The following is a 12,281-nucleotide window of genomic DNA, read 5'->3' as shown; positions in this document are numbered from 1 at the left end:
CCGCGACACTGCCGGGGCGTGCAGCATCGAAATCCTCGCCGGCGGATTGCGCGGCAAGAACACGACGGGCAGCGAGCCATTCGTAGGTCACGCCAGGGATGCCCTTGGCCTCACTGGCGCAGATCACATTGGCCCAATGTTCGGGCGCAATACTCTCACGGTCGCGCATTTTGCGGGCCGCCTCGTACCCGCAGCCAACATCGGCGGCGAACTCGCCAATGGTGCGCCAGTTCGCAATGAGGTCAGAAATGGATAACGGCTCGCTCATGGACCCAGTCTCGTACATTACGTACGATGCGCTGTCAAATGAAAATCGTACACCTTGGACGATAAAAGTCGGCCAAACTGTACGGATGATTGAACCAAAGCACCGTTTAATTCAGGCGATCCGCGAGGCCGGTTATGAGACGCCAACTGACGCGTGGCGTGCCAATCGGCACAAGCTCGACATCAGCCAGGATCTGATGATCAGCAACACCAATGGCAATCGGGATATTTCCCGAAAGGCGGCAGAAAAGTATGCCCGGGTGTTCGGACACACCGCCGGCTGGTATCTTTATGGCGACAACGGCGAAGCCTATGCCGCGACTGACGACGGCGCCTCAAAGGCGCCCGCGCCGGACATGATCTCTCAACTTGCCGAAGTTTTCGCCGACCTGGTGAAGGCGCCGCCCGAGACCCAGAGCCGCGCGCTCAAGCTGCTTCACAAAACGGTTTACGGTCAGGTCGGCAGCAGGTCGCGGGAGATGAGCACGAAGCAGTCATCATGATCGATGTCGACGCTCCACTCCCCGCCATGGATTTCGCTCATCACCTCTGCGATTGATCGTGCATCACGACAGATTCGCTTGGCGATAGTGGCCGCCCTTGACTGAGGCGATGTCGCCATTGCCCGCAGCTCTTCCATTTCCTGATCGCCCGCCGCTTCGCGCGATTCGTACTGGATCACTTCTCTCTTCTCCCAAACCCGAACGGCGCTGAAATTAGGAACAATTTCCTGCAAGCTGTCAAATCAGTTTTTCACCCGTCCAGGTGTGCCATTTCGATACGCATACAACCCTTGCTGATACATCACCAGAATATTTCAACCTGTAACGATCTGCTGTGAATAGCGGGGAAAACTGTATCACCTATGCTATATTTATAGCAGCACTGCACCTATTTCCGGTTGCAGACCTTTCGTCCATAAGTCGCGGCATGACGCCGCCAGATCGCACCACTATTCATATCCGCATCCCAGCCTCGCTACTGAAGCGCCTCAAGCTCGCTGCGGCCGAGGGCGAGCGCAGCATGAATGCCGAAGTAGCCGCCAGGCTGGAACGGTCGTTCTCAGGCGATGACAAGGATCGTGTCCAAGCGGTGAAACTGATGACCGAGGCGCTGTCGATCCTCGATAAGGGCGCCAAGATTTAGTCTTTTTGTCTGATCACGTGTTCGTACAAAACTTCCGACTAGATCTAAATCGTACAAAACGTACTTGACCTTCAATCGTACATTTAGTACGACGCTTCATCGCAACAGCCGATGGGGCATTCCGTGCAACAGTCAACGTTTCAGAAGCATGGGCAACTTGGTGCCTTTGGCTCCGTAAAGCCGCTGCCCGGCCGCGCAGGCATCGTCGAAAGGCTTGGAAGCCCACGCGATCCGAGATCTCTCATAGAACGCGCGCATGTCGGCTTTGATCTTGTCGCTGTTTCCGACGTTCATGATGCCTGCGTAGTTCACGACCATGTTTTGGTCGATCTGGAGGCTCGGGCAGAGCTCGTCGAGCGCGACCGCCTCGCCAAGCATTGCAGCGAACAGCTCGTTATCGTCTGCTCGGCCCAGCCCGGCCCAAGTCGTCATCAGCGCCGCCGCCAGTATCAATCGTCGCATCCTGTCCCCCCGCGCAATCTCGGCGTCATCGAAGGTGAGCGCCTGCAGCGGTCGCGAGGCTATCACGAGGATTACTCGCTGGCCAAGAACCTGGCCTCGCTGGCGGCGGTCACAGCGGTCCTGCTCTGCGCCGCCGTGATCTTCGGTGCCGTCTGATGAACGCCGGCGAGCACCCTGAGGGCATGTCGGCCGAAAGGCGCGATCTGATCGAGACGCTCGAATGCCTCGGCTACGACACCATGCTGGGTGTTCAACGCGACTGGGCCGACTGGCGCGACAGCACGTCCGACGATCAGATCCGGACGATCATCACCAACATCGAAAGCCGGTTCGAAGACCAGGCTGCGCTTGCCCGCGAGGCAGAACTTCTTTCCGCAATGGCGCGGACCCGGGAGGCCAATTGTTATGCTTAACCACGCTGACTTTCGCTCGCCGCAGACGCGGCCGGTGTTCCCCGAACAGCCTGACGACGCGCATCCGCGCTGCCGCGAAATGGCCGACGCGATGCGCGAGATGTTCTCGGTCGGCGGCGGCGTCCGCTCGAAGGACCTGGTCGGCGCCGGTTTCACCTGGGCCGAAATCGCCGAGTTCAGCGATGCCGCGGCGAAACTGGCATACGATGCCAGCGTACGCCATCTCACCAGCCGGCCCGACCTGTTGGCCGACATCATCGAAAAGGCGCGCGCGCCGCTGCCGAACCGGCCACCGCTGCCGCGCGACACCAAGGAAACGCAGGCGCTGACCGTTGCGTGGGGCCACTATTGCACTGCGCGCGCTGCCCTTGTGCTTGACCCCTGGTCTGGCCAGCGCGAGCGCTGCCTTTTGCTTCTTTGTCGCTATCTCAACAGCCTGCCGATCTTCCCAGCCAACCGTGAAACGGTGATGCGCGCGGTCGAGCAGACGCTGCCACAGGTGGCGCAATGAACCAGGAGGTGCGGCACATCTCGAAAGACGCGCGGCGGGCCCGCCAGCAAGCGGCCCGCCGCGCCAGCAAGATGGTTCCGATCGTCATGCTGGACGGGCGGATCGCTGACCTTGCCGACATTAGGGCCAACCAGGTGGATTTCGCTCATATCGCGGCGGCCTTGTCGAAGACAGCGCGTTTCGCTGGTCGCCATCGTGGCGGCGCACTGTCGGTGGCGCAGCATTGCGTCATGGGGGCAGATGCTCTGTTCCGCGAAAGCGGCGATGGCGTGTTGGCCGGCTACTTCCTGTTGCACGACGCCCATGAATATCTGCTCGGCGACATCAGCCGGCCGGCCGTTCTGGATATCGACCTCAAGACCGCGGAGTATTTGATCGAGAATGGCGTGCCCGCCGCGATTGCCCACGGTGCTGTGGCGCATGGGATCAAGCGCTCGAAACTCGCCCTGGACGCCCCGATAATCGAGGCGGCGCAGCTTCCACCTATTTCGCGCATGCCGCTCTATGCCCGCCAGGTCGCCGAGATGGATGAGCGCATGTGCATGGCGGAAGCCCGTGCGCTTTATGGCGCCAAAGGCGATTTCCCGCTCGTTCGATGCGATCTGCCGCCGCCGAAGTTGACCGGCGCGATCGAGCCATGGGGCGCGATGAAGGCCGAGATCGCCTTCCTCGACCGGCTGGAGCGCTATCTCGGCATCGTCGTGAGGGCGGCATGAGCGAGCCCACCATCCGCCACTGGCACGACACAGTCCAACGCTTGCGCGGCGGCGAGCCGCTGCGGCTGCTGATCGGCGAGAAGCTCTACAATTCGAGCGAGATCCTGCTCGCCGCGCCATTCGCGGCCAGCCTGCGCAAGGAGATCGCCGGGCTGACGCCGGACGACGCCAACTCTCCTGCCGGCCATGCGCTGGTCACCCTTCCCGAAGAAAGGACCGCGTGATGGCCGGAAGCCTAAACAAGGTGATGTTGATCGGCCATCTCGGCGCCGACCCGGAAATCCGCCGGCTGAACAGCGGCGACATGGTGGTCAATTTCCGCGTCGCCACGTCCGAAAGCTGGCGCGACAAAACCTCAGGTGAGCGCAAGGAAAAGACCGAGTGGCACACCATCGTCGTGTTCAATGAGAACCTCTGCAAGGTCGCGGAGCAGTATCTGAAGAAGGGCATGAAGGTCTATGTCGAGGGACAGCTCTCGACCCGCAAATGGGAAGACCAGTCGGGCGCCGCGCGCTACTCGACCGAGATCGTGCTGCAGAAATTCCGCGGCGAAATCCAGATGCTCGACAAAGTGGACCATCCGGCACGCAGCCCTGACGATTACGGCACGCAGCGCGGCGCCTCGACCCGTCAGGAGCGCGGCCCGGCCGAGCAGCAATCGCCCGGCATGCGCGAAGCGCTCGACGACGAAATCCCGTTCTAACCAGAGGAGCAAGACTATGGCGCAAGCCAGGACGAAGCCTGTCGTCGCGAAGGCCAGAAACGCACTGAAGAACCGCCTGGCCGCCGAGGCGGCACCAAAGCCGGTCGAGGATGCAGTCAAGCAGGCGATGGATGCAGTCAAGCAGGCGATGAACCAGACCGAAACGCCGGAGGCGACCATCAGGCGCCTGTCTGAAGAGGTGAAGAAGTTTTCAGACTGGTGGCATGAGGACAGACGAAAAGTGGAACGTCTGGAGCATCGCCTGCGGGCTCTTGAAGGCACTCTTCGCGCGATCTCCAATCTCGCACGCGTCGAGACTGGAGACTTTGTCGAGCGCTGCGATCGCGGCGGCCCATACGACGATCTCCCTTTCTAGCCCGCGACTGCGGACCGGCGACTGTTCGCCGCCCCGTCCGGAGGCCAGCCTGCCGGCACCTTCGGTTCGGTCACACTCGACGGCAGGCGCACGGCCGTGAGGACACCATGAAGAAAATCAGAGACGCCCAGACCATCATCGGCATGCTGGAGGGCGGCGAAGTCGCCGCCGCCATGTCGACAGAGATCACCGAAACGCTGGCCAAGCTGAAGGAGCTTTCCGGCGACCGGCCAAAGACCAAGATCAAGGGCCACGTCTCCCTCAAGATCAACGTGGAGGTCGAGGCCGGCACGGCGACGATCACCTGCGAGATCGATTCGAAGCGGCCGAAGCCGGCACGCGGCTCGTCCTTCTACTGGGTCTTGGATGACGGCTCACTGTCGACCGAGCACCCGCAGCAGACCGACATGTTCGGCGGCCCGCGCGCGGCCGCCGATCGCCAGTAGTCCTGACCCCAACCCCTGAAGAGGATCCTTTACGATGAACGCCAAGACCACGCCTGCAGCCGAGACGTCGGAACTGATAGCGCCAGCCGCCGGCATCGACATCAAGGCCATCGCCCAGCTCGGCGCCGACGCCAGCGCAATCCAACTGGCGACGCTCGCCGCGCCGGCAGGTATGGTCGGCGTGCCCGCCTCGGTCCCCGTGGCCTTGATCAGCGGCCGGCAGCCCGAGGCGCGCGCCGTCGCCGCCCTGTTCGAGGCCTTCCGCCAGCACCCCGCCCGCAAGGCAGGACAGGCGACGGCGCAAACCTTCGAATCGTTCTGCGAACTGACCAACCGGCACAAGACCGCGAACAGCGTCATCTTCGCCGACGCCGATTGGCGCAACCCGTCGTTCACCGCCGTTATCGACTACCACGAAGACGTGTCCGGCGGCCTTGCCGCATTCGGCAAGCATCGCGTGCACTACGCCTTCCCGCTGTCGGAGGAATGGAAGAAGTGGATCGAGATGAACGGCGAGCCGATGAAGCAGGCCGAGTTCGCCTATTTCCTCGAGGATCGCGTTGCCGAGCTCTCCTCGCCGACCGAGCATGAGCGGGCCACCTTCGAACAGCAGTTCCAGACCAAGATCGCGACGCCTGCGCAGGTGGTCGAGCTGTCGCGCGGGCTGAAGATCAACATCGACACCAAGGTCAAGACGGCAACCACGCTGCAGAGCGGCGAAGGCCAGATCGCCTGGGAAGAGGCGCACAACGATGTCGACGGCAAGCCGCTGAAGGTGCCCGGCCTGTTCATGCTCAACCTGGCGCCGTTCTTCATGGGCGAGAAGGTGCGCATTCCGGTCAGGCTGCGCTACCGTCCGTCGGGCGCCATGATCTTGTGGTCGTATCAGATCTATCGGCCCGACCAGGCGATCAACGAGCATGTGCGCAGCACGCTTGCCGAGGTGCGCAGCAAGACCGACCTGCCGGCCTACGAAGGCACGCCGGAGATGTCGGCGTGAGCAAGACCAGCACCATCATCCTGGCGCGGGAGGCCTTGCTTCCCGCGCTGGCGCTGGTCAGCAAGGCTGTCGAGCGCCGCACCACCATTCCGGTGCTGCAGAACGTGCTGCTCGCTGTCGAGGCCAAGGCGGGCACGCTCACCATCACCGGCACCGATCTCGACCGCGAGCTGCGCACCACGGTGCAGTGCCAGGCCGGCAAGGATGAAAGCTTTACCCTGCCGTCGACCCTGCTGCACGACGCCGTACGCAAGATGCCGGAGGGCGCCGAGATCGCGCTCGCCGCCGAAAGCGACTTCGCCACGCTGTCATCCGGGCGCACGCGCTTTCGCATCCAGGTGCTGCCGGCAAGCGATTTCCCGACCATGGACGGCGGCACGCCCAGCCACACTTTCGAGATGGATGTCGCCGCGATCGGCCGCATGTTCGACACCGTGTCCTTCGCCATCTCCAGTGAGGAGACGCGCTACTATCTCAACGGCGTCTACTGGCATGCCAATGAGCAGTTTCACGCCGTCGCCACCGATGGCCACCGGCTTGCGAAGTTCAGTGCCGCTCTGCCCGAGGGTGCCGCCGGCATGCCCGGCATCATCGTGCCGCGCCAGACCGTCGACCTGATCGGCAAGATCCTCGGCGACAAGGGAAAGGCGACGATCGGCCTGTCCGACACGAAGCTGCGCGTCGAATGCGATGGCGTTGTGCTGGTGTCAAAGCTGATCGATGGCAGCTTCCCGGACTATCAGCGCGTCATTCCCGCCGGCAACGCCAACCATTTCACCGTCGAGAAGGAAGCGCTGGCCAAGGCCGTCGACCGCGTGACGACGGTGTCCAGCGGGCGCGGCAGCGCGGTGAAGTTTTCCTTCGAGGCCGGCGGCAATCTGACCCTGAGCACTAACAATCCAGACGCCGGCAGCGCCAATGACGAGGTGACGACCGAGCATGGCGAGGGCGAAAGCATCGAGATCGGCTTCAACGGCCGCTACTGCCTCGACCTGCTCAACGCCGCCGAAGGCAAGCGGCTGGTGTTCAGCCTCGGCGACCCCGGCTCGCCGACCCTCATCCAGCCGGAAACCGACGACGAGCTGAAGCCGCTCTTCGTCCTGATGCCAATGAGGGTTTGAAGATGGATACACTCTCCAGAAAGCACCTTCACCTCAAAGTCGTCTACACGAACTGGCGCGGCGAGAGGTCACTGCGGACGATAACCCCGAGTAGCGTCTACTACGGGACCTCCGAGTGGCATCCCGAACCGCAATGGCTGTTGACCGCCTATGACCACGACAAACAAGCTGTTCGCGATTTTGCGCTGAAGGGCTTTGGCATCTCTCCGGAACGCGAACGCGAACTGCTTGAGGCCAACAACCGCTACCAGCAGGAGGCGCGCGACGCCCGCGCCGCGCTGAGGGGCGGCTATCAGGACCGGGTCCATTCCTTCATGATCGCCTGCTTCGGTGAAGCGATCGCCGCCGACGGCATGGAGCGCAACCACCGGTTCCTCGAGGAATCTCTCGAACTGGTCCAGGCGCTCGGCTGCACCGCCAGCGAGGCGCACCAGCTCGTCGACTATGTTTTCGGCCGACCGATCGGCGAGCCCATTCAGGAGACCGGCGGCACCTTGGTAACGCTCGCCGCGCTCTGCAACGCCCACAAGATCGACATGGACATCGCCGGCGAGACCGAGCTGACGCGATGCTGGTCCAAGATCGACAAGATCCGCGCCAAGCAGGCGGCGAAGCCGAAGCACGGACCGCTGCCGGAGCACAGCGGATCCTCGGCTCTCGCGTGGGCCGTGGAGAAATGGCGGAGCGAAGTCGAAAACCGACCGCTGCAGAATGTGCATCGGCGCTCTCTTGACGACACTTGGCGGCAGGTCATCCGGCATTTCGGCGGCGATGATGTCGCCCTTTGCGGGCCACCTCACGATGAACTGGTAGATGCCCGGGGAGACACGGCCGATGTCTGACCCCACGGATGCCGGTGCATTTGCCGAACGCGCCATCGCAGATGCGCGTGCAGAGATGCCGGCCGAACTCTTCGAAGCGACCTTGCAACTGTATGAGCAGGGATGGATCGAGCCGCGCCTGATCGACGGCGATTATGGCTGGGGCCTGGTCGAGCACGGGGGCAACAATGGCTGACCATTCCTCGATCGAGTGGACCGACGCCACCTGGAACCCGATCACCGGCTGCTCCGTCGTGTCGCCCGGCTGCACCAATTGCTACGCCATGCGGCTCGCCGGCACCCGGTTGAAGCACATCGACAGCCGCAAGGGCCTCACCCGCGACACCAAGGCCGGCCCGGTCTGGACAGGCGAGATGCGGCTCAACCGCCAATGGCTTTATCAGCCCTTCGGCTGGAAGAAGCCGCGCCGCATCTTCGCCTGCGCCCATGGCGACCTGTTCGCCGAGAACGTGCCGGACGAATGGATCCTCGACGTGTTCACGGTCATGGCCGCCGCCGACCACCACACCTATCAGGTGCTGACCAAGCGCGCCGATCGCATGCGGGAGTTTCTGTCCCGCCGCGATCTGCTCGATGACATCTACGCCAACTGGTACACTTTCACCGGCAAGCCGCGCGAAGTCTATTCCTGGCCGCTGCACAACGTCTGGTGCGGCGTCTCGGCCGAGGATCAGAAGCGCGCCGACGAGCGCGTGCCCTCCTTGCTTGCGACGCCAGCCAAGGTCCGTTTCATCTCGGCCGAGCCGCTGCTTGGGCGGATCGATTTCGGCAAGATCGTTCGCGCCGAAACCTTTGCGGGAACAATATATCCGGATGGCAAGACGCATCCGATCGGCTGGATGATCGCTGGCGGCGAGAGTGGCCCGGGAGCGCGACCGATGCATCCGGACTGGGTCCGCCATATCCGCGATGACTTCGTCGCGGCCGGCGTGCCGTTCTTCTTTAAGCAATGGGGCAACTGGTCCGAGTTCTACGACCGCGACCGGGACGATCCCGACTGGCGCAACGTGCCAAAGGTCGACAGCCAGATGGGCTCTGGCGCTACGCGCTTCCACAACCTGGCCGGCGGCTGCGGCTTTCACGGCGAGCGCGTTGTTGCCATGCGCAACATCGGCAAGAAAGCCGCCGGCCGGCTACTCGACGGCCGTGAACACTCAGAATTTCCAAAGGAGGCAGCATGACCCCGGCACAAAAGGAACTCGCGCGGCATGCGCTCGGGTTGCCGAATAGGCAACGGCGCTCTTACCGAAACCACTTCGTCACGGGTGAAGGCAGTTCCGATCATCTCGAATGGATGGCGCTGGTCGAGGCCGGCCACGCCTGGCGGCGGGCCGGCTCACAACTGACCGGTGGTGACGACCTGTTTCGCCTCACCCGCGCCGGCGCCGAACTCGCTCTGGAAAAGAGGGAACGCCTCGATGCCGAGAACTTCCCAAAGGTGAAGGCATGACGACGATCGACACTGTTGTGGCGGCAGTTCGCGAAGACCTGCTCCGCCGCTCTGAACTCGGCATAGCCAAGTATGGCGTCACGCTCGATCGCACGGATCTGAACCTGCGCGACTGGCTGCAGCACGCCTACGAAGAGACGCTCGACCAGGCCAACTACCTGAAGCGGGCGATCATGGAAATCGAGCGCCGCGCCGACGGCGGCGCAGGCATCGTCATGCATCACACCAACATCGCGGGAGCGGAAAATGGATGACAAGATCGACGTCCTCGACCACGGCTTGGTTCGCCTGGTCGACAGCATGGGCTCCGATCTCTCGGTGTCGCGAGCGGCTCGCGTGAGCTATGACGCGGCCTGGCGCGCCGGCGAGGATGAAGGCAGCGATACTCGCCTTATCCGCTATCTCTGGAAAAACCGGCATACCTCGCCATTCGAGGCCGTCGAATTCCAGTTCGAGGTGAAGGCGCCGATCTTCGTCTTCCGGCAATGGCATCGGCATCGCACCTGGTCGTTCAACGAATTGTCGGCGCGCTACCGGGAGTTGCCGGAGGAATTCTATGTCCCGGACCCGGCCCAGATCGGCGTTCAATCCACGTCGAGCAAGCAGGCGCGCGACATAGAGGAGACTGACGGCAAGGTCCTGGTCGCCCGCCGTGTCGAAGCTTCAATGATGCGGCAGCATTGCGAGCAGGCATTCGCTCTCTACCGCGAACTGCTCGCCAATGGCTGGCCGCGCGAGCTGGCGCGCTCTGTGCTGCCCGTCAACACCTATAGCCACATGTTCGCCAAGATCGACTTGCGCAACCTGCTTGGTTTCCTCGACCTGCGTTGCGACCCTCATGCCCAGTACGAGATTCGGGTCTACGCCGAGGCGATGCAGAAACTGGCGCGGACCATCGCGCCGGTGTGCATTTCGGCTTGGGAAGCTGCCCGATGAAAGCGCTGACGATCTGGCAGCCCTGGGCGACGCTGATCATGGCTGGCGTGAAACCCTACGAGTTTCGCGGCTGGCCGGCGCCCGTGGCGATTCTCGGCCAGCGGATCGCCATTCATGCCGGCGCCCGGCCGGTCAAGAAGGCGGAGATTGCCGACCTGATAGGCTTCTGGGACTGGAGGGCATAGTTGGACGCCCTGCCCTACATCTATCGATGGGACCGCCACGGCCGCAAAGGCCAGCCTTGCGCCGTGACGGCACGCAGCAAGCCCGGCGCGGCCTCGTTCGCGCTGCCGGGCTTCGGCCGGGCAAAGCCGGCGCGCTTCAACTCGATCCGGGTCGAGTTCGCCGACGGCTACGCGATGGTCACCAGCGGCAACGCCATCCGGAAGCCCGGCAAATGAAGCATCATGCGCCTCCGATCGCAACTATCGTGCCGCGCATGGCCATGTCGCTGGACAAGGTGGCGATCGCACTCGATGTCAGCCCGAACAGCGTTCTGAAAATGGTCGAGGAAGGCCTGCTGCCGAGGCCTCGCGTATGGGGCCGTCGCAAGCTCTGGCGCGTCGTCGAGATTGACGCGGCGCTTGCCGAGTGGCCTACTGACGGCGAGCAACAGGGGGATGCCGGCGAACCGGGGAGATGGGACGCCGACTGATGGACGATTTGGCGACGATCGACCTGCCTTATATCGAGAAGAACAAATCGCGCCACGGCACGATACGCTACTATTTTCGCTTTGAAGGCGTGCGCATCTGCCGCCTTCCGGACGATCCCGAATCGGAATTGTTCTCCACCGAATACTGGAGCGCCCGCAACCGGATCGAGGGCGGTGCGACGCCGGCTCCGGCAGCCAAGAAGACGTTGCCTGGTCATCCCCTGCCAAACACATTCCGCTGGCTGTGCATGCTCTACATGAAGTCGGACGCGTTCCTGCAGCTCGACAAGACCACGCAGGGGAAGCGGCGGCAGATCATCGATTCGATGTGGCTTGAACCGGTCAAGAACGGCGGCGCCGATCTGTTCGCCGACATGCCTATCAGTCAACTCAGCGTCGACAACGTCACCAAATTGCGCAACCGCAAGGCGGACACGCCCTTCGCCGCCGATGAGCGAATGAAGATCCTGCGCCAGGTGTTCGAGACGACACGGCCGGGGCGAGACGGCAAGCCTCAACCGATCATGAAGGTCAACACCGCGCGTCTGGTCAGATCGTATCGCAGGCAGACCGAGGGCCACCACACCATCACCAGCGATGAAATCGGTGTCTACATCAAGCATCACGGCACGACATCGAAGGCGGTGCTGGCGCTGGCATTGCTGATGTATATCGGGTTCCGCGTTTCCGACCTGCAGGCGATCGGCCCACGCCATCGCCGCGGCGACATCTTCATCTTCCGGGTGTTCAAGGGCCGCAACAAAAACCCGATGACGCTTCAAGTGCCGATCCATCCGGTACTTGCGCGCGTGCTGTCGCTACATAAGGTGGCAGGCCTCTACTACATGATGACCGAGTACGGCAAACCCTTCTCGATCAAGGGGCTCTCGCAGCGTGTCTCCGAATGGTTCAACCAGTGCGGCCTGACCCACTGCACGGCGCACTCGGTTCGCAAGGGATTGGCCACCAATCTCGCCGACAACGAGACGACCGATTCGATGCTGGACGGATTTTTCGGCTGGCGCGACGGCAAAACCTCAAAAATCTACACCGCCAGAAAGCAGCAATCGCGACTCGCTCGGCAGGCCGTCGAGCGCATCGACTGGGGCGAAATGGGGAACATATTGCCACACCCTGCAGAGGGCGGTTCGGTTCCGGCTGCCACACCTACCGAAATTATCGAACAAAATCATTCATCAAGCACGCGCAGCGCTTGAGAATGGAGGCCTCGCCCGGA

The 12,281-nt window shown here is 62.7% G+C and carries 24 protein-coding genes; 21 read left to right on the top strand and 3 right to left on the bottom strand.

What is annotated here, in order from left to right; genetic code table 11:
- A partial coding sequence (locus tag AC0L2R_RS33290; protein ID WP_473514027.1) for a hypothetical protein occupies window positions 1-268 on the bottom strand: 268 nt, incomplete at its 3' end.
- Here AC0L2R_RS33290 and AC0L2R_RS33285 point away from each other — a divergent pair.
- Complete coding sequence (locus AC0L2R_RS33285) at window positions 249-770, top strand: hypothetical protein (RefSeq protein ID WP_473514025.1); 522 nt, start codon at window positions 249-251, stop codon at window positions 768-770. The genes AC0L2R_RS33290 and AC0L2R_RS33285 overlap by 20 nt on opposite strands.
- Here AC0L2R_RS33285 and AC0L2R_RS33280 read toward each other — a convergent pair.
- Complete coding sequence (locus AC0L2R_RS33280) at window positions 722-949, bottom strand: hypothetical protein (RefSeq protein WP_473514023.1); 228 nt, start codon at window positions 947-949, stop codon at window positions 722-724. The two genes, AC0L2R_RS33285 and AC0L2R_RS33280, sit on opposite strands and share 49 nt — an antisense overlap.
- Window positions 950-1,197: 248 nt before the next feature.
- On the opposite strand from AC0L2R_RS33280, the gene AC0L2R_RS33275 reads away from it, so the two are divergent.
- The gene (locus AC0L2R_RS33275) at window positions 1,198-1,413 is read left to right on the top strand and encodes an Arc family DNA-binding protein (protein WP_473514022.1); all 216 of its coding nucleotides are present in this window, start codon (window positions 1,198-1,200) and stop codon (window positions 1,411-1,413) included.
- A gap of 132 nt (window positions 1,414-1,545) precedes the next feature.
- Here AC0L2R_RS33275 and AC0L2R_RS33270 read toward each other — a convergent pair whose 3' ends face one another.
- Entirely contained in the window at window positions 1,546-1,866 is a 321-nt protein-coding gene (locus AC0L2R_RS33270) for a hypothetical protein (protein WP_473514020.1), read from the bottom strand.
- Window positions 1,867-2,030: 164 nt separating this feature from the next.
- Here AC0L2R_RS33270 and AC0L2R_RS33265 point away from each other — a divergent pair, with 164 nt between their 5' ends.
- The 19 genes from AC0L2R_RS33265 (at window position 2,031) to AC0L2R_RS33175 (ending at window position 12,261) form a co-directional block, all read left to right on the top strand.
- Window positions 2,031-2,288, top strand: coding sequence for a hypothetical protein (locus tag AC0L2R_RS33265; RefSeq protein ID WP_473514019.1), 258 nt, complete (start codon window positions 2,031-2,033; stop codon window positions 2,286-2,288).
- On the top strand, window positions 2,281-2,799 hold the full coding sequence (locus AC0L2R_RS33260) for a hypothetical protein (protein ID WP_473514017.1): 519 nt from the start codon (window positions 2,281-2,283) through the stop codon (window positions 2,797-2,799). The genes AC0L2R_RS33265 and AC0L2R_RS33260 overlap by 8 nt, the downstream gene beginning before the upstream one ends.
- Window positions 2,796-3,515, top strand: coding sequence for a hypothetical protein (locus AC0L2R_RS33255; RefSeq protein WP_473514015.1), 720 nt, complete (start codon window positions 2,796-2,798; stop codon window positions 3,513-3,515). Before AC0L2R_RS33260 ends, AC0L2R_RS33255 begins: the two co-directional genes overlap by 4 nt.
- Window positions 3,512-3,739 (top strand): hypothetical protein, encoded by a 228-nt coding sequence (locus tag AC0L2R_RS33250; RefSeq protein WP_473514013.1) that lies wholly within the window; start codon window positions 3,512-3,514, stop codon window positions 3,737-3,739. The genes AC0L2R_RS33255 and AC0L2R_RS33250 overlap by 4 nt, the downstream gene beginning before the upstream one ends.
- Window positions 3,739-4,218 (top strand): single-stranded DNA-binding protein, encoded by a 480-nt coding sequence (ssb, locus tag AC0L2R_RS33245; RefSeq protein ID WP_473514011.1) that lies wholly within the window; start codon window positions 3,739-3,741, stop codon window positions 4,216-4,218. The genes AC0L2R_RS33250 and ssb overlap by 1 nt, the downstream gene beginning before the upstream one ends.
- A gap of 16 nt (window positions 4,219-4,234) precedes the next feature.
- Window positions 4,235-4,594, top strand: a complete 360-nt coding sequence (locus AC0L2R_RS33240; RefSeq protein WP_473514009.1) for a hypothetical protein — start codon at window positions 4,235-4,237, stop codon at window positions 4,592-4,594.
- A gap of 107 nt (window positions 4,595-4,701) precedes the next feature.
- Window positions 4,702-5,040 (top strand): hypothetical protein, encoded by a 339-nt coding sequence (locus AC0L2R_RS33235; protein ID WP_287149590.1) that lies wholly within the window; start codon window positions 4,702-4,704, stop codon window positions 5,038-5,040.
- A gap of 34 nt (window positions 5,041-5,074) precedes the next feature.
- Window positions 5,075-6,040: a DUF2303 family protein gene (locus AC0L2R_RS33230; RefSeq protein WP_473514007.1), complete on the top strand. Its 966-nt coding sequence runs from the start codon at window positions 5,075-5,077 to the stop codon at window positions 6,038-6,040.
- Complete coding sequence (gene dnaN, locus AC0L2R_RS33225; protein WP_473514005.1) at window positions 6,037-7,161, top strand: DNA polymerase III subunit beta; 1,125 nt, start codon at window positions 6,037-6,039, stop codon at window positions 7,159-7,161. The genes AC0L2R_RS33230 and dnaN overlap by 4 nt, the downstream gene beginning before the upstream one ends.
- A gap of 2 nt (window positions 7,162-7,163) precedes the next feature.
- Entirely contained in the window at window positions 7,164-8,003 is an 840-nt protein-coding gene (locus AC0L2R_RS33220; protein WP_473514003.1) for a hypothetical protein, read from the top strand.
- Window positions 7,996-8,178, top strand: a complete 183-nt coding sequence (locus AC0L2R_RS33215) for a hypothetical protein (protein ID WP_473514001.1) — start codon at window positions 7,996-7,998, stop codon at window positions 8,176-8,178. Before AC0L2R_RS33220 ends, AC0L2R_RS33215 begins: the two co-directional genes overlap by 8 nt.
- Window positions 8,171-9,184 carry a DUF5131 family protein gene (locus tag AC0L2R_RS33210; RefSeq protein ID WP_473513999.1) on the top strand — a complete coding sequence of 338 codons (1,014 nt, stop codon included), beginning with the start codon at window positions 8,171-8,173 and terminating at the stop codon, window positions 9,182-9,184. The genes AC0L2R_RS33215 and AC0L2R_RS33210 overlap by 8 nt, the downstream gene beginning before the upstream one ends.
- Entirely contained in the window at window positions 9,181-9,453 is a 273-nt protein-coding gene (locus AC0L2R_RS33205) for a hypothetical protein (RefSeq protein WP_473513998.1), read from the top strand. Before AC0L2R_RS33210 ends, AC0L2R_RS33205 begins: the two co-directional genes overlap by 4 nt.
- The gene (locus AC0L2R_RS33200; RefSeq protein ID WP_287248651.1) at window positions 9,450-9,707 is read left to right on the top strand and encodes a hypothetical protein; all 258 of its coding nucleotides are present in this window, start codon (window positions 9,450-9,452) and stop codon (window positions 9,705-9,707) included. The genes AC0L2R_RS33205 and AC0L2R_RS33200 overlap by 4 nt, the downstream gene beginning before the upstream one ends.
- Entirely contained in the window at window positions 9,700-10,389 is a 690-nt protein-coding gene (gene thyX / locus AC0L2R_RS33195; protein WP_473513996.1) for an FAD-dependent thymidylate synthase, read from the top strand. Before AC0L2R_RS33200 ends, thyX begins: the two co-directional genes overlap by 8 nt.
- Window positions 10,386-10,574: an ASCH domain-containing protein gene (locus AC0L2R_RS33190; protein ID WP_473513994.1), complete on the top strand. Its 189-nt coding sequence runs from the start codon at window positions 10,386-10,388 to the stop codon at window positions 10,572-10,574. The genes thyX and AC0L2R_RS33190 overlap by 4 nt, the downstream gene beginning before the upstream one ends.
- Window positions 10,575-10,790, top strand: coding sequence for a hypothetical protein (locus tag AC0L2R_RS33185; protein ID WP_473513992.1), 216 nt, complete (start codon window positions 10,575-10,577; stop codon window positions 10,788-10,790).
- Window positions 10,787-11,044, top strand: coding sequence for a hypothetical protein (locus AC0L2R_RS33180; protein ID WP_473513990.1), 258 nt, complete (start codon window positions 10,787-10,789; stop codon window positions 11,042-11,044). Before AC0L2R_RS33185 ends, AC0L2R_RS33180 begins: the two co-directional genes overlap by 4 nt.
- A complete protein-coding gene (locus tag AC0L2R_RS33175) occupies window positions 11,044-12,261 on the top strand; it encodes a tyrosine-type recombinase/integrase (protein WP_473513988.1) in 1,218 nt (405 codons plus the stop codon). Before AC0L2R_RS33180 ends, AC0L2R_RS33175 begins: the two co-directional genes overlap by 1 nt.
- Window positions 12,262-12,281: the final 20 nt, after the last annotated feature.

It is taken from the genome of Mesorhizobium sp. WSM4820 (genome assembly GCF_055811075.1).
Note: the sequence above shows the minus strand (reverse complement) of the source record. Positions and strands in the feature narration are given on the sequence as shown.